Source organism: Streptosporangium roseum DSM 43021, assembly GCF_000024865.1.
GTDB classification, from domain to species: Bacteria; Actinomycetota; Actinomycetes; order Streptosporangiales; family Streptosporangiaceae; genus Streptosporangium; species Streptosporangium roseum.
Genome location: NC_013595.1, coordinates 950288 through 966276, shown reverse-complemented (window position 1 = coordinate 966276; position 15989 = coordinate 950288). Strand labels below are relative to the sequence as shown.

The window sequence follows — 15989 nt, the reverse complement described above, 5'->3', positions numbered from 1 at the left end:
ACCGCCGAACGCCGGCTCGGCCGATCTCTGGGCGCCGGCCCCTGGCCACCGGCTCCCCGTCTCCCGTGACCGGTTTCCGGTCGCGGGAGACGGAGGCGGCTGGAAGCCGGTCAGCTCTTGACCGCCCCGCTGGTCAGCCCGCCGACGATGAAGCGCTGCAGGAACTGGAAGAGCACGAGCACCGGCAGCGCGCCGATCAGCGCGCCCGCGGCGAACACCCCCCAGTTCTGGCCGAGCTTGTAAGAGACGAGCTGGTACAGGCCGACCGCGAGCGTCTGCTGGTCGGGGTCGGTCAGCACCAGGCCGGCGATGACGAAGTCGTTGAGCGTCGCCACGAACGAGAACAGCGCGACGACGACGAGGATCGGCGCGACCAGCGGCAGCAGCACACGGAAGAAGACCTGAGCGTGCGAGGCCCCGTCGATCTGCGCGGACTCGTCCAGCTCCTTCGGCACCGTGTCGAAGAAGCCCTTCATCAGGTAGGTGTTCACGCCGAGCGCGCCACCCAGGTAGACCATGACGAGACCGAGCCTGCTGCCGAGGCCGATCGCGGGGAAGACGTCCTTGAGCTCCGACAGCAGCAGGAAGATCGCCACGTAGGCGAGGAGCTGCGGGAAGAGCTGGACGAACACGAGCCCGAGCAGCCCGGCCCTGCGGCCCCTGAACCGGAAACGGGAGAAGGCGTAGGCCGCGCAGGCGCCGAGAAAGACCGACCCGGCCGCCGTGGTCACGCCGACGGCCATCGAGTTGGCGAACCAGCTCCCGAACGGATGCAGCGGGTCGGTGAAGAGGGTCCGGTAGTGGGCCGCCGTCGGGTCGGCGAACAGGTCGTTGGACCCGGTCAGCGTGCCGCTCGGGTTGACCGAGGCGGCGGCCACGAAGACCAGCGGGAACAGCGCCACGACGACGGCGGCGGCTCCGACGAGGTGGCGCCAGCCGTACCTGAGGAACCAGTGGCCCATCTCAGTTCGCCTCCAGCCTTCGAGCCCTGCGGAATCCGACGAGCGAGATCGCCGCGATGACGGCGAAGATGAGGATGGAGACCGCGCATGCCAGCCCGTAGTTCCGGGCGCTGCCGCCGAAGGCCAGCTTGTAGACCAGCGAGATGAGCAGGTCGGTCGAGCCGACGTCGACGGGCGACCGGGGGTCCCGGGGGCCGCCGCCGGTGAGCATGTAGATCACGTTGAAGTTGTTGAAGTTGAACGCGAAGGTCGCGACCAGCACCGGTGTGACCGAGGCCAGCAGTATCGGCAGCTTGATCTCACGCAGCACCCGCCACGGGCCGGCGCCGTCGATCTGCGCGGCCTCGGTGAGCGCGGGCGGGATGGCCTGCAGCGCGCCGGTGCAGATGAGGAACATGTAGGGGAAGCCGATCCAGACGTTGACGGCCAGCACGCTGAGCTTGGCCAGCCAGGGGTCGGTGAGCCACGGCACGTGGCCGCCGCCGAGCAGCACGGCGTTGAGGAAGCCGTGGTCGGGGTTGAGCAGGCCCTGCCAGAGGAGGGCGGCCATGAAGGCGGGGAAGGCGTAGGGCAGGACCAGCAGCGAGCGATAGGCCCGCAGCCCGCGCAGCTCCGGCCGGCCCAGCACCAGGGCCAGGCCGAGCCCGATGGCGAAGGTCAGCCCGACGGAGAGCGCGGCGAAGGCGAAGGTCCAGACGAGGACGCCGAGGAACGGCGCCCTGATCCCCGGGTCCGTCAGCACGGTGAGGAAGTTCTCGAACCCGACGAACACCTTCCACCCCGGGCTGAGCACCGCGCCGCCCGGTGCCGCGAACCGGCCGTGGCCGTCGTCGCGGTAGACCACGCCGGTGCGCGGATCGGTGACCGTGTCGGCGCGTCCGTCGTAGCTGAGCGTCGAGCGGTACGGCGCGGCGGTCACCGCGTCGGACGTGCGCAGGCTTCCCTCGCCGGGGACGGGCACGCGCAACGCGGTGATCTCGGCCTGCCTCGCGACGATCTCGCTGTAGGTCAGCGTCCGCCACCCGCCGGCCCCCACGCCGCCCGAGGCGTCACCGCCCGTGGCCGCGACCGGCTCCAGCGGCCGTACGGCGGAGCCGACCCGGGCGCCGCCCGGCCCGTTCACCAGGAAGCCGAGCTCTCCGCCCCGCTCGACCACCCTGATCGGCTGTGCGACGGAGCCGGGGACCCTGGTCTCGCTGGCGGCCAGGATCGCCGCGACGGCGTCCTGTTTGGTGCCGTTGTGCCCGTCGCCGTAGTTCGTGAACGCGGCGTAGCCGGTGTACAGGACGACGTACACCTGGTAGACGAGCAGCAGGATCACCCCCGGCGCGAGGTATTTCGCCGGGACCCGCCTGCTGCCCAGGTAGATGACGTTGATCGCGACCGTGCCCGCGAGCATCGCGGCGAACAGCCACCACGACCGCCGGCCGCCCAGCGCCACCAGCCCGTAGACCGCGAACGCGTCGACCACGCCGAGGACGGCCAGCTTGGCCGCCACCCCGCCGCTGAGAGAACGTGCCATCGGTCAGTTCGCGATCTTCGCGCGGATGCGGTCGGCGGCGTCCCCGGTCAGCTTGGCCGGGTCGCCGTCGCCGGTGATGACGGCGAGCTGCGACAGCCCCCAGTCGCCCCAGACCGCGTCCATGGCCGGCACGTTCGGCGCGGGCTCACCGGTCAGCGTCGCCTTGGCGAAGCCGGACATCACCAGGTCGCCGCGGAGCTCCTCGCGCACCGACGTCATCGCCGGAGGCCGGCCACCCGCCGCGTACAGCGCGCGCTGCGCCTCGGGGGTGGCCAGGTAGTTGAGCAGGAAGTCGTTGGCGAGGATCGGGTTGGCCGACTTCGCGCTGACGTAGAAGCCCTGGACGCCGACGAAGGGCCTGGCCGGCTCCGGACCCGCGGGCGGGACCGGCTCGACCGCGAACGGCACCCCGGCCTTCGCGAGCGCGGGCGCGTCCCACGGCCCGGTGATCAGGTAGGGCGTCCTGCCCTCGCGGAAGGCGTTGGTCGCGATCTCACCGCTCAGCGAGGTGGAGATCACCTTGGCCTCGGCGAGCCGCCTGAGGTAGGCGGCGAACTTCAGGCCTCCGGGGTTGTCGATCGCCAGCTCGCCGCCGTCGAACACGGAGGAGCCGAAGGAGGTCTGCAGCGGGTAGAGATGGTACGGCGAGCCGGCCTTGGGGTCGACGGGCAGGCCGACGGGGAACGTCGCCTTCCCCTCCCGCACCAGCTTCCTGCCCGTCGCCACCAGCTCGTCGAACGTCACGGGACGCTCGGGGGCGAGCTTCATGTTGCGCAGGAGCGCGACGCTCTCGACGCTGTACGGCAGGCCGTACGTCTGGCCCTCGTAACGCATGGCGTCGAGCGCGATCTTCGGGAACCGCGACGCCGTGGCGGCGAGGTCGACCGGCGCGACGACGCCGTTCTGGACGAGCTTGCCGAGCCAGTCGTGCGGGCCGACGATCATGTCAGGCCCCTGCCCCGTCGGCGCCTGGGAGACGAAGTCGTCGCGGAGACCGCCCATGCCCTTCTGAACGATCTTGACCTTGACGCCGCGGTCCCGCTCGAACACCGAGGCGATGTCCTGGAGCGGCTTGGCCCGGCTGTCGTCGGCCCAGACGGTGAGCGTCGCGGTGGCCTGCGCGGACCCGGACGCCTGAGCGGGCCGGCCGGACCGGCCGGTCTGGTCGGCCGCGGCGCCGCATCCGGCGGCCAGGAGCGTGAGACCTGCCAGGGTCAGAACTGTGGTGCGCATCGGGGTCCTCCTCATGAGCCGGAGTGGGGGGTGTCGGTCTGGGAGTCCGGGCCGGGCATGCCGGGCCCGTCAGCGAGGTCCGAGCCCCTGTGCGGGCCGTCCCGCTCCGGATCGTCCGCGGGGTCCGAGCCCTTGTGCGGGTCGTCCCGCTCCGGATCGCTCCAGCCTTCGACCCTGACGGACAGGCTGCGGTCGGCGTCGTGCCTGAGCGGCCCGCGGATCGGGAGGCCGTCCGCGTCCAGCCCGTCGCAGCGCCAGCCCCTGCCGACGGTGCCGTTGAGCCCGAGCCCCCGGGGCAGCCGCCACCGGCCGTGGTGGACGCCGGGGGCGACGCGGGTGGTGACGAGGCCGGAGAAGTAGACGGTGTCCCCCTCGGGGGTGCCGGGCGGGGTGACGACGGTGACGTCGAGCGTCGCGGTCGGCCCGCCGTCCACGACGGTGATCACCCGGCGTGCCGTGAGCGCGCCCACGGTGGCCGTGACCTCGGCGGTACCGGGATCGGTCGCCGTGAGCAGTGCGGTACCCGCGTGCTTGAGCCGGTGCTCGGGGTGCCAGGCCACCTGGGCGCTGAGCGCCGAGTAGACGCAGCCGTCCGCGCGCACGGCGACGGGCGCGGCGTCGATCGCCTCACCCACGCCGGCCCTCAGCGCCTCGGGGGCGGCGGTGAGCTCGACCGGCGGCCCTTCGGCCCCGAACAGGTGCAGCAGCGCGCTGGCCGCCCGCGCCTGCCACGCGCTCTCGTGGTGCGGCGCGTCCGGCTCGTGCCGGTAGCGCAGCTCCGTATCGGGCGCGTACCCGAGCCCGACGAGCTGCGCGGCGAGCTCACGGGCATGGCGGACCGTGATCAACCCCTCCATCCCGCCGATGTCGACCCATACCCGGCCGGGCCCGCGCTCGGTGAAGCGCCGGTAGACGGGCGTCTCCGTGAGCGTCTCGGGGTCGACGAACACCAGGAACGGCGAGAGGATCGCCGCCAGCCCGAACACGTCGGGACGCCGGAAGGCCAGGTGGTAGCTGACCAGCCCGCCCATCGACGAGCCCATGACGGCGGTGCTCCCGGCGGAGCCGGTCACCGCGTACCGGGACCGGATGAGCGGCATCAGCTCCTCGATGAGGAACCGCTCGTACAGCTCGCCCTTGGACAGGCCGCGAGGGTCGCGGGGGTAGGGCACGGCGTGGGAGTACTCCGCGCCGCGCTCGTCACCGGCGTTGGACACCCCGACCGCGACCAGCGGCGGCAGCGCGCCGCCGCCGATCAGCTCGTCCAGCGTCTCGTCGAGCCGCCAGCTCGGCTCAAGCCCGGCCCCGGCGAACACGTGCTGGCCGTCGTGGAGGTAGACCACGGGGTACGGCCCGGCGGCGGGGTCATAGCCGGGCGGCGAGTAGACGAAGACGTCACGGGAGTTGCCGAGGGCGGCGGAACGGACGCCTCGCAGGATGTCGATCACGCTTCGAGCTCCCAGACGTGGAAGGCGGGCCCGTCGGCGGGCATGGGCAGGCCGGGCCGGAGCGAGGGCCCGCCGGTGAGGCTGGCCCCGGCGACGGGGGCGGCGATGGGCGTGTGGGAGGCCCGGCTGACCTGCACGAGCAGGGTCTGCCCCGGAGCCGCCCGCTCGTAGACGACGGTGTCGTCGTCCACGTGCAGCCAGCGCAGGCCGCCCGTGCGCAGCGCCTCGTGCGAGCGGCGCAGCCGTACCAGATCGCGGTAGACCTGGTAGGTGCCCTGGTCCCAGCGGGCCCTGTCCCAGGGGAAGGGGCGGCGGCCGTCCTCCAGGTGCACGCCCTCGACGCCGACCTCGTCCCCGGCGAAGACCATCGGCAGGCCCGGCAGCGTGAACAGCAGGGCGGCGCCGAGGTGCTGGTGGTCGCGCCCGGCGATCGAGCGGAACCTGGCCGTGTCGTGCGAGTCGAGCAGCGTGAGGTTGTGCGTGTAGGCCCGCCACGGGATGAGCGCCGAATAGCGGCGCATCACCTCGGCCAGGTCCGCCCCGCCGTAGTGGGGGATCGGCCCGGGCACGCCCCAGAACTCGGTGGAACGTTCCCGTGCCAGCCACGACCAGACCGGACGGGCGAAGCCCGCGTATGACATGGTTCCGTGCCAGCCGGTGCCGCGCAGCGCCCGCGAGGCGTCGAACTGGTGCTCGGCGAGCAGCAGCGCGTCGTGTCCCGACATCGTCGCCCGGGTGAGCGCGGCCACCTGGTCGTTCAGCTCGATCCCGCCGTGCCGTCCCGCTGACTGGGCGACGTCCACCCGCCAGCCGTCGAGGCCGAACTCCTCCAGGTAGCGGGCGATCACCGACTGCGGGCCTTCGTAGAGCCGGTGGCGCAGCTCCGCCGAGCGGTGGTCGAACTTGGGCAGCGTCCTCACCCCGGCGAACGTCGCGTAGTCGTCGCCGTCGACGTAGTAGAAGTCGTCACGCACCGCGCTCTCCGGGGCGAACCACTCGTGCCCGTCTCCGGAGTGGTTGAGCGTGATGTCGCCGATCACGCGCATGCCGCGCGCGTGCGCGGCTCCGGTCAGCGCGCGCAGCGCCTCGTCGCCGCCGAGCAGCGGGTCCACCCGCTCGAAGGTGGTCGCGTCGTAGCGGTGGTTGGACCGGGAGGGGAAGAACGGCGTCAGGTAGAGGAGGTCCGCGCCCAGCTCGGCGATGTGGTCCAGGCGCTCGGTCACGCCCCACAGGTCGCCGCCGTAGAGCTGCTGCAGCGCGTGCGGGCTGCCCCACGGGATCGGGTCGTCCCACTCGGCCTGCCGTACCCAGCCGGGCACGGGACCGGCGATCCGCCCCGAGCGGGCGAAGCGGTCGGGGAAGATCTGGTAGATCACCGAGCCGGCGGCCCACGAGGGCGGCGCGGGGTGGGTGGTCAGCGTGAAGTCAGTGGTGTCCGGCACGTCCAGGGCCGAGAGCCCGGCCGCGGTCAGCCAGAGCGGGCCCTTGGCGGTGTGCAGCAGGAAGCGGTAGCCGCACTCGGGGTTGACCATCTCGACGCCGCAGCGCCACCACGTCTCGGAGCCGCTCGCTCTGTCGATCGACGCCTCGGCGAAACGGGGCTCGCCGTCGGGGGCGGTGCGGACGTACACCCGGCGGACGCCGAGGGCATCAGCGGTGCGCACGGACAGCTCGACCCGGTCGCCGAGGCCCGGCGTGGGGTCGGCGACGTACAGCGGCGAGCCGTCGTGGTGCGCCCAAGTGTTGCAGAGTGTTTCTCGATAGCCCATGCTGTTATTGCTCCGAAACATGCTGTTCACGTGGTTCGATGTGTCCGCGAGCCTAGGATCCGCCGAAACGGCGTCGCAACATCTCGCAACATGTTTCAATGGTTTCCCGAAGGGTCCCCCCAATGCCTCGACCTTCAGTCCGCGCGATCGCCTCCCTCGTGGGAGTGAGCGCCGCGACGGTCAGCCGGGTGCTCAACGACAGGCCTGGCGTGTCCGAGGAGCTGCGGGCCAAGGTTCTGCAGGGTATGCGAGAGCATGCCCTGGTCGCCCCGGCACCCGTCGCCGAGCCGTTCGTCGGGATCATCGTCCCCGAGCTGGACAACCCGATCTTCCCCGTGCTGGCCGGGGCGATCGAGGCCAAGCTGGGCGGGCACGGCGTCACCGCGCTGATCGGCAGCTCGACCGCGAAGGGACCGACCGAGCTGGACTACATCTCCACCCTGGTACGGCGGGGCATCCAGGGGCTGGTGCTCATCTCGGGGCGGCATGCCAATCCCACGGCCGACCACGGGTTCTACTGGCAGCTCTACCAGCGGCGCATTCCCATGGTGCTGGTCGGCGGGCACGTGCCCGACCTGCCGGTCTCGACCGTCACGACGGACGAGGCGGCAGGCGCGGCGATGGCGGTGGCGCACCTGCGCGAGCTGGGGCACGTGCGGATCGGGCTGGCGGGTGGGCAGGGCTACCTCCGGCCCTCGCAGAACCGGTTGACGGGCTACCGTCGCGAGATGCGCAGGTCGTTCGGCTCGGTGATCGACGCCCTCCACGTAGAGTCGGACTACTCGCTCACCGGTGGGCACGCGGCGGCCCGCCGGCTGCTGGCCGCGGGGGCCACGGCGGTGATCGCAGGGAGCGATCTGATGGCGCTGGGGGCGGTCGCGGCGGTGCGCGAGGCGGGGCTCCGCGTGCCCGGCGACGTATCGGTTGTCGGATATGACGATTCCTACCTGGCCGCGCACGGCGACCCGCCGCTGACGACCGTGCAGCAGCCGATCGAGCAGATGGCGTCCGCCGTGGCCACGGCGATGTGGCAGCGGCTGCAGGGCTACCACGCACCGCATGTGGACCATGTGTTCGCGCCGCGGCTGGTGGCCCGCACCTCGACCGCCCGGCCGGCGGCGCGCTGAGGCGAGCGCGCCCGTCGTCACGGCCGCCGCCACGGAACGCGGTCCCTTGGAGCAGGCACTCGGCCGTGGACACGACCTCCCGGCGCAAGACACTCGGCCGTGGACACGACCTTCCAGAGCAGGCACTCAGCCGTGGACACGCCCCCGGGAACAGGCGCTCGGCCGTAGAGGCGCGGGGGCCTGAAAGTTTCACGATCCTGGAATCCGCCCGCGCGGATCGCAGCAGCCTGACGGCGTGCCGCGTGAAACGTGGGCGTAACCCGGGACACATGCCATTGACATCCAAGGGACGGCCCCCAGAATCCTATTTGGGAGCGCTCCCACCCCCTCTCTCCTTTGCTCAACCCGACGCGAAGCCTCTACCAGCGGTTTCTCGACGAGTCCACCCTGGAGGACCCTTTCAATGCCTCGATTCCCCATCAGAGCGGGAGCGCTCCCACGCTTCCGGAGACGGGTCGCCGCGCTGGCGCTGCTCAGCCTGGCGGCCGGGACGACCACCGCGCTGGCAGCCTCCCCCGCCGTCGCGGCGATCTCCTGCGAGGTGACCTACGCGACCAACGACTGGCAGGGCGGCTTCACCGCCAACGTGTCGATCAAGAACCTGGGCGACCCGCTGAACGGCTGGACACTCGGCTTCACCTTCCCCGACGCCGCGCAGAAGGTCACCCAGGGGTGGAGCGCCACCTGGTCGCAGAGCGGCCAGGCCGTCACCGCCAGGAACCTCGACTGGAACGGCAACCTGGCCACGGGCGCCTCGACCAGCATCGGCTTCAACGGCAGCTGGTCGGGGGCCAACCCCAAGCCGGCCGCCTTCACGATCAACGGCACCACCTGCGGCGGGACCGGGCCGGTCAACCAGCCCCCCACCGCGAAGATCACCAAGCCGGTCGCGGGGGCCACCTTCACCGCGCCCGCCACGGTGGACATCACCGCTGACGCCGCCGACGGCGACGGTACGGTCGCCAAGGTCGAGTTCTTCAACGGCACCACGCTGCTGGGCACCGACACCACCGCGCCCTACGCCTACAGCTGGGCGGCCGTACCCGCCGGTGACTACTCCCTCACCGCGAAGGCGACCGACGACAAGGGCTCGGCCACGACCTCGGCGCCGGTCGGGATCAGCGTCCAGGCGAACTCCGCCCCCGCCGTGCTTCTCACCCCGGCCACGCTCGCCGTGCCCGAGGGCGGCGGCGCGGACCTGTCGGTCAAGCTCTCCAAGGCCCCGTCCGCGAACGTGACCGTGACGACCGCCAGGACGAGCGGCGACGCCGACCTGACCGTCGCCTCGGGCGGGTCGCTGACCTTCACCCCCGCCAACTGGAACACCGCCCAGACGGTCAGGGTCGCCGCCGCCGAGGACACCGACCAGACCTCGGGCAGCGCGGAGTTCACCTCGACCGCCACCGGCCACACCCCGGCCAAGGCGACCGCGACCGAGGTGGACAACGACACCCCGGGCGGCGACAACGAGTACGTCAAGCGGTTCACCACGATGTACAACAAGCTCAAGGACCCGGCGAACGGCTACTTCTCGCCGCAGGGCGTGCCGTACCACTCGGTGGAGACCTTCATGGTCGAGGCGCCGGACCACGGGCACGAGACCACCTCCGAGGCCTACAGCTACTACCTGTGGCTGGAGGCGGCCTACGGCAAGGTGACCGGCGACTGGAGCAGGTTCAACGACGCCTGGGCCTCGATGGAGAAATACATCATCCCGGCCACCGCGGACCAGCCGACCAACTCCTTCTACAACCCGTCCAAGCCCGCCACCTACGCCGGCGAGTGGGACGACATCAAGCAGTACCCCTCCAAGCTGGACGGCGGCGTCTCGGTCGGCAGCGACCCGATCGCGAACGAGCTGAAGACCGCCTACGGCACGAACGACGTGTACGGCATGCACTGGCTGCTCGACGTGGACAACACCTACGGCTTCGGCCGCTGCGGCGACGGCACCACCAAGCCCGCCTACATCAACACCTACCAGCGCGGCCCGGAGGAGTCGGTCTTCGAGACCATTCCCCAGCCTTCCTGCGACACCTTCAAGCACGGCGGCAAGAACGGCTACCTGGACCTGTTCACCGGGGACAGCAGCTACGCCAAGCAGTGGAAGTACACCAACGCCCCCGACGCCGACGCCCGCGCCGTCCAGGTGGCCTACTGGGCGCACACCTGGGCCAAGGAGCAGGGCAAGGAGGCGCAGGTCGCCTCCTCGGTCACCAAGGCCGCCAAGATGGGCGACTACCTGCGCTACGCGATGTACGACAAGTACTTCAAGAAGCAGGGCTGCACGAGCACCACGTGCCCGGCCGGCACCGGCAAGGACAGCTCGGCCTACCTGCTGAGCTGGTACTACGCCTGGGGCGGCGCCAACGACACCTCCGCCGGCTGGGCCTGGCGGATCGGCTCCAGCCACAACCACTCCGGCTACCAGAACCCGATGGCCGCCTGGGCGCTGTCGAGCGTGGACGCGCTCAAGCCCAAGGGGGCGACCGCCGTACAGGACTGGAGCACCAGCCTGAAGCGGCAGCTTGAGTTCTACCGCTGGCTGCAGTCGAGCGAGGGCGCGATCGCCGGCGGCGCCACCAACAGCTGGCAGGGCCACTACGCGGCGCCGCCGTCCACGCTGCCCACCTTCTACGGCATGGCCTACGACTGGCAGCCGGTCTACCACGACCCTCCGTCCAACCAGTGGTTCGGCTTCCAGGCCTGGTCGATGGAGCGGGTCGCGGAGCTCTACTACGCGACCGGCAACGCCGACGCCAAGCTGGTGCTGGACAAGTGGGTCAAGTGGGCGACCGACAACACCACGGTCAACGCCGACGGGACCTTCCGGATCCCCTCGACCCTGGTGTGGACCGGCCAGCCCGACACCTGGAACTCGGGCAACCCGGGGCCCAACGCCGGGCTGCACGTCAGCATCCGGGACTACACCAGCGACGTCGGCGTGGCGGGCTCCTACGCCAAGGTGCTGACCTACTACGCCGCCAAGTCGGGCAACGCCACGGCCAAGGCCGTCGCCAAGGGCCTGCTCGACGGCCTCTGGAAGAACAACCAGGACGCCAAGGGCGTCTCGGTGCCCGAGACCAAGGCCGACTACAACCGCCTCAACGACCCGGTCTACGTCCCGCCCGGCTGGACCGGCAAGATGCCCAACGGCGACGTGATCGACTCCAGCTCCACCTTCATGTCGATCCGGTCCTTCTACAAGAACGACCCGGACTGGCCGAAGGTCGACGCCTACCTGAAGGGCACCGGGCCCGTGCCGTCCTTCAACTACCACCGGTTCTGGGCCCAGGTCGACGTGGCCGTCGCCCTGGCCGAGTACGGCCGGCTCTTCCCCTGACCGGCTGACCGGCTGACCGACTCCCCTGACCGGCCGGCCCGCCGATCAGCCGGCCGGCCGGTCACCCCCCGAGACCTCGGGGCGTGGCGGTACCCCTGACCTGCCACCACGCCCCGAGCACCACCTCCGAGAGGCACCCCTCTTGTCTTCCTCCCCATGGCTGAAGCCCGGGGTCTCCACGCTCAAGGAGATTCGATGAAGAGATCCCTGGCGGCGCTCGGCCTGCTGGCCCTGGTCGCCACACCGGTGCCCGCCGCCGCCCAGGCCACCGCGCCGGCGCCCGCCGCCCGGGTGGCGGCGCCCGCGTTCAGCTACGGCGAGGCGCTGCAGAAGTCCATCTGGTTCTACGAGGCCCAGCAGTCGGGGAGGCTTCCGAGCTGGAACCGCGTCGGCTGGCGCGGGGACTCCGGGCTCGACGACGGCAAGGACGCCGGGCTCGACCTGACCGGCGGCTGGTACGACGCGGGCGACCACGTCAAGTTCGGCCTGCCGATGGCGGCCAGCGCGACGATGCTGGCCTGGGGCGCGGTGGAGTACCGCGACGCCTACGCCTCCTCCGGGCAGCTCACCCATCTGCTGAACAACCTCAGGTCCGTCAACGACTACTTCGTCAAGGCCCACCCGTCGCCGAACGTGCTCTACGGGCAGGTCGGCAACGGCGGCAAGGACCACGCCTGGTGGGGGCCGGCCGAGGCGATGCAGATGGAACGGCCCGCCTACAAGATCGACGCTTCCTGCGGCGGCTCGGACCTCGCCGGGGAGACCGCGGCGGCGATGGCGGCCTCGTCGATCGTCTTCCGCCCGACGGATCCGTCCTACGCCGACACGCTGGTGACGCACGCCAGGCAGCTCTACGCCTTCGCCGACACCGTGCGGAAGAAGTACAGCGAGTGCATCTCCGACGCCCAGGGTTACTACAACTCCTGGAGCGGCTACAACGACGAGCTGGTCTGGGGGGCGATCTGGCTGCACCGGGCCACCGAGGACGCCTCCTACCTGGCCAAGGCCGAGAGCTACTACGACAGCCTCGGCACCGAGCCGCAGTCCACGACCCGGTCCTACCGGTGGACGATCGCGTGGGACGACAAGTCCTACGGCGCCTACGTGCTGCTGAACAAGCTGACCGGCAAGCAGAAGTACCTCGACGACGCCAACCGCTGGCTCGACTACTGGACGGTCGGGGTCAACGGGCAGCGGGTGAGGTACTCGCCAGGCGGCCAGGCCGTACTGGACCGGTGGGGGTCGCTGCGCTACGCGGCCAACACCTCGTTCGCGGCGCTGGTCCACTCGGACGCGATCACCGACGCGACGCGTAAGGCGAGGTATCACGACTTCGCGGTCAGGCAGATCAACTACGCGCTCGGCGACAACCCGCGCAACTCCTCCTACATGATCGGCTTCGGCGCCAACCCGCCGAGGAACCCGCACCACCGCACCGCGCACGGCTCCTGGACCGACCAGATGACCAACCCGGCCGAGACCCGCCACACCCTGTACGGCGCGCTCGTCGGCGGCCCGCCCGACCCCGACGACAAGTACACCGACAAGCGCGACGACTACGTGATGAACGAGGTCGCCACCGACTACAACGCGGGCTTCACCGGCGCGCTCGCCCGCCTTTACAGGGAGTACGGCGGAGCGCCGGCGGCGGGCTTCCCCGCCGCCGAGACCCCCGACGGCCCGGAGATCTTCCTGGAGGCCGGGGTGAACGCCTCGGGCCCGACGTTCACCGAGATCAAGACGATCGTCAGGAACCAGTCCGCGTGGCCCGCGCGCCCGCTGACCAACGGCTCGTTCCGCTACTACTTCACCCTCGACGGCGACACCACCGCGAGCCAGGTCACCGTCACCTCCAGCTACAACCAGTGCAAGGCGCCGTCCGGGCCGACCCTGCTGTCCGGGAAGACCTACTACGTCACCGTCGACTGCTCCGGCACGTCGATCGCCCCCGCGGGCCAGTCGCAGCACCGGCGCGAGGTCCAGTTCCGCATCGCCGCCTCGGGCACGTGGGATCCGTCCAACGACTGGTCGTACAAGGACGTCGCCACCACTCCCGGCGCGACCCCGGTCCGCGTCTCGAACATGACGCTCTACGCGGGCACGGCGAAGATCTGGGGCAACCCGCCGGGCGACGAGCCGCCCCCGACGGAGGACGAGGTCGCCCCGTCCAGGCCCGGCAGACCGGCCGTCTCCGCCATAACCGGGAGCACGGCCAGGCTGACCTGGACCGCCTCCACCGACAACGTCGGCGTGAGCGGCTACGACGTCTACCGGGGCACGGCGAAGGTCGGGACCGCCCCGTCCAACGCCTTCGACCTCACCGGGCTCACCCCGGCGACGGCCTACACCATCCACGTGGTGGCCAGGGACGCGGCGGGCAACTCCTCGGCGGCCTCCGAGAGCACCGCCTTCACCACGGCCCAGGCCCCGGCCGGCGGCTGCACCGCCGCCTACAAGGTGACCAACTCCTGGCAGGGCGCCTTCCAGGCGGAGGTGACCGTCAGGAACGAGGGCGCCTCGGCCATCAGCGGCTGGACCGTGACCTGGAGGTTCCCCGACGGGCAGACGGTCAGCCAGCTCTGGAACGGCACGCACACCCAGACGGGAGCGGACGTGTCGGTCAGGAACGTGGGCTGGAACGGCGGCCTGGCCCCCAACGCCTCGACGGCCTTCGGTTTCACCTCGAGCCAGAACGGCACCAACGGCGTCCCCGCCCCGGTGGCCTGCACCGCGAGCTGACCCCCCGCACGGCACCGCGCCCGGGGTCTCCACCTCTGGCGCGGCACCCCCGGCGCGACGCTCCAGGTCTCCGGCCCGAGACCGCGAGCGCGGCGCCTCCGCTCCCCGGCCGGGAGCGACGGCCCCCTCCGCCCGGCCGGCCATCCCCCAACCGAGGTAGATCATGAGAACACGACTCGCGGCACTCGTCGCGCTCCTCCTGTCGTTCTTCCTGCCGTTCTCCGTCTCGATGCCGTCCGCCCACGCCGCCACCGGCCTCCACGTGAGCGGCACGAAGATCCTTGAGGCGGGCGGCGCCACGTTCGTAATGCGCGGCACCAGCCATGCCCACACCTGGTACCCGACCCAGACCGCGTCGTTCGCCGGCATCAAGTCCCTCGGCGCGAACACGGTGCGCGTGGTGCTGAGCGGCGGGCGCTGGACCGCCAACGGCGCCGCCGACGTGGCGAACGTCGTCTCGCTGTGCAAGCAGAACAAGCTCATCTGCGTGCTGGAGAACCACGACACCACCGGGTACGGCGAGCAGAGCGGCGCCTACACCCTCGATCAGGCGGTCGACTACTGGATCAGCGTGAAGAGCGCGCTCGCCGGCCAGGAGGACTACGTCGTCCTCAACATCGGCAACGAGCCCTTCGGCAACAACGCCACCACCCCGGGCTGGACCCAGGCCACCTCCGCCGCGATCACCCGGCTGCGCGGCGCCGGCTTCCAGCACCTGATCATGGTGGACGCGCCCAACTGGGGCCAGGACTGGGGCTTCACCATGCGCGACAACGCGGCCGCGGTCTTCGCCGCCGACCCGCAGCGCAACACGGTCTTCTCCGTCCACATGTACGGCGTGTTCGACACGTCCGCCGAGATCACCGACTACCTCCAGCGGTTCCAGACCGCCGGGCTGCCCCTGGTGATCGGCGAGTTCGGGTTCAACCACTCCGACGGCGACCCGGACGAGGACACGATCATGGCCCAGGCGCAGGCCCGGGGCGTGGGGTACCTCGGCTGGTCCTGGAGCGGCAACGGCGGCGGCGTCGAATACCTCGACCAGGTGACCAACTTCAACGCGGCCGGCCTGACCACCTGGGGCCAGCGGCTCTTCAACGGCCCGAACGGCATCGCCCAGACCTCCGTCGAGGCCGCGATCTACGGTGGCGGCGGCACTCCCGACACCGAGAAGCCCACCAGGCCCGGCAAGCCCGCCGTCTCCGACGTCACCGCCACCGGCGCCAAGCTGACCTGGACCGCCTCGACCGACAACCGCGCGGTCACCGGCTACGACGTCTACTCCGGCACCGCCAAGCTCGGCTCCTCGGCGAGCAACTCCCTCACCCTGACCGGCCTCAGCCCGCAGACCGCCTACACCGTCCACGCCGTCGCCCGCGACGCCGCGGGCAACCTCTCCACCGCCTCCGACAGCACGTCGTTCACGACGACCGCGACCCCGCCGAGCGGCTGCGCCGCCACCTACAAGACGGTCAACTCCTGGCAGGGCGGATTCCAGGGCGAGGTCACCGTCACCTGCACCGCCGCCGTCACCACCTGGAAGACCACCCTCACCTACCCCGCGGGCGTCACCGTCCCCCAGTCGTGGAGCTCCACCCTCTCGGCCACCCCACCGACCTTCACCTTCACCAACGCCGCCTGGAACGGCACCGTCCCCGCCGGCGGCTCGACCACCTTCGGCTTCATCGGCTCCTGGACCGGCTCCGGCACCCCGCCCACCCCCGTCATCTCCTGATTCCCCCGGAGGGGGTACGGCTCGCGGGCCGTACCCCCTTCTCTGGGCCCGCCGTTGAAACTTTCGATGGATAGCCGCAAATTTCTATCCGCCCTGCCGATCAGCACGACC

9 protein-coding genes are annotated in these 15989 nt (G+C 71.1%); 4 read left to right on the top strand and 5 right to left on the bottom strand.

What is annotated here, in order from left to right; genetic code table 11:
- Positions 1–110: 110 nt before the first annotated feature.
- The 5 genes from SROS_RS04490 to SROS_RS04470 are packed head-to-tail and all read right to left on the bottom strand — an operon-like array spanning position 111 to position 6934.
- Positions 111–962: a sugar ABC transporter permease gene (locus tag SROS_RS04490; protein WP_012887692.1), complete on the bottom strand. Its 852-nt coding sequence runs from the start codon at positions 960–962 to the stop codon at positions 111–113.
- Between the two features lies 1 nt (position 963).
- Positions 964–2484, bottom strand: a complete 1521-nt coding sequence (locus SROS_RS04485) for an ABC transporter permease subunit (RefSeq protein ID WP_012887691.1) — start codon at positions 2482–2484, stop codon at positions 964–966.
- Positions 2485–2487: 3 nt separating this feature from the next.
- Positions 2488–3717: a sugar ABC transporter substrate-binding protein gene (locus tag SROS_RS04480; protein WP_012887690.1), complete on the bottom strand. Its 1230-nt coding sequence runs from the start codon at positions 3715–3717 to the stop codon at positions 2488–2490.
- Positions 3718–3728: 11 nt separating this feature from the next.
- Positions 3729–5165 carry an alpha/beta hydrolase-fold protein gene (locus SROS_RS04475; RefSeq protein ID WP_012887689.1) on the bottom strand — a complete coding sequence of 479 codons (1437 nt, stop codon included), beginning with the start codon at positions 5163–5165 and terminating at the stop codon, positions 3729–3731.
- The gene (locus tag SROS_RS04470) at positions 5162–6934 is read right to left on the bottom strand and encodes a glycoside hydrolase family 13 protein (RefSeq protein WP_012887688.1); all 1773 of its coding nucleotides are present in this window, start codon (positions 6932–6934) and stop codon (positions 5162–5164) included. The genes SROS_RS04475 and SROS_RS04470 overlap by 4 nt, the downstream gene beginning before the upstream one ends.
- A 122-nt stretch (positions 6935–7056) precedes the next feature.
- Here SROS_RS04470 and SROS_RS04465 point away from each other — a divergent pair, with 122 nt between their 5' ends.
- The 4 genes from SROS_RS04465 to SROS_RS04450 all read left to right on the top strand — a co-directional run bounded on the left by SROS_RS04465 (position 7057) and on the right by SROS_RS04450 (position 15878).
- Positions 7057–8061, top strand: a complete 1005-nt coding sequence (locus SROS_RS04465; protein ID WP_012887687.1) for a LacI family DNA-binding transcriptional regulator — start codon at positions 7057–7059, stop codon at positions 8059–8061.
- A gap of 403 nt (positions 8062–8464) precedes the next feature.
- Positions 8465–11404, top strand: coding sequence for a glycoside hydrolase family 48 protein (locus SROS_RS04460; RefSeq protein WP_012887686.1), 2940 nt, complete (start codon positions 8465–8467; stop codon positions 11402–11404).
- Positions 11405–11599: 195 nt separating this feature from the next.
- Positions 11600–14143 (top strand): glycoside hydrolase family 9 protein, encoded by a 2544-nt coding sequence (locus tag SROS_RS04455; RefSeq protein ID WP_012887685.1) that lies wholly within the window; start codon positions 11600–11602, stop codon positions 14141–14143.
- A gap of 163 nt (positions 14144–14306) precedes the next feature.
- Positions 14307–15878, top strand: a complete 1572-nt coding sequence (locus SROS_RS04450; RefSeq protein WP_012887684.1) for a cellulase family glycosylhydrolase — start codon at positions 14307–14309, stop codon at positions 15876–15878.
- Positions 15879–15989 lie beyond the last annotated feature (111 nt).

What these genes read in the sequence shown, in the direction of transcription:
- SROS_RS04490 (WP_012887692.1), bottom strand. Translation starts at nt 962, where the DNA reads ATGGGCCACTGGTTCCTCAGGTACGGCTGGCGCCACCTCGTCGGAGCC.
- SROS_RS04480 (WP_012887690.1), bottom strand. Translation starts at nt 3,717, where the DNA reads ATGCGCACCACAGTTCTGACCCTGGCAGGTCTCACGCTCCTGGCCGCC.
- SROS_RS04470 (WP_012887688.1), bottom strand. Translation starts at nt 6,934, where the DNA reads ATGGGCTATCGAGAAACACTCTGCAACACTTGGGCGCACCACGACGGC.
- SROS_RS04485 (WP_012887691.1), bottom strand. Translation starts at nt 2,484, where the DNA reads ATGGCACGTTCTCTCAGCGGCGGGGTGGCGGCCAAGCTGGCCGTCCTC.
- SROS_RS04450 (WP_012887684.1), top strand. Translation starts at nt 14,307, where the DNA reads ATGAGAACACGACTCGCGGCACTCGTCGCGCTCCTCCTGTCGTTCTTC.
- SROS_RS04460 (WP_012887686.1), top strand. Translation starts at nt 8,465, where the DNA reads ATGCCTCGATTCCCCATCAGAGCGGGAGCGCTCCCACGCTTCCGGAGA.
- SROS_RS04455 (WP_012887685.1), top strand. Translation starts at nt 11,600, where the DNA reads ATGAAGAGATCCCTGGCGGCGCTCGGCCTGCTGGCCCTGGTCGCCACA.
- SROS_RS04465 (WP_012887687.1), top strand. Translation starts at nt 7,057, where the DNA reads ATGCCTCGACCTTCAGTCCGCGCGATCGCCTCCCTCGTGGGAGTGAGC.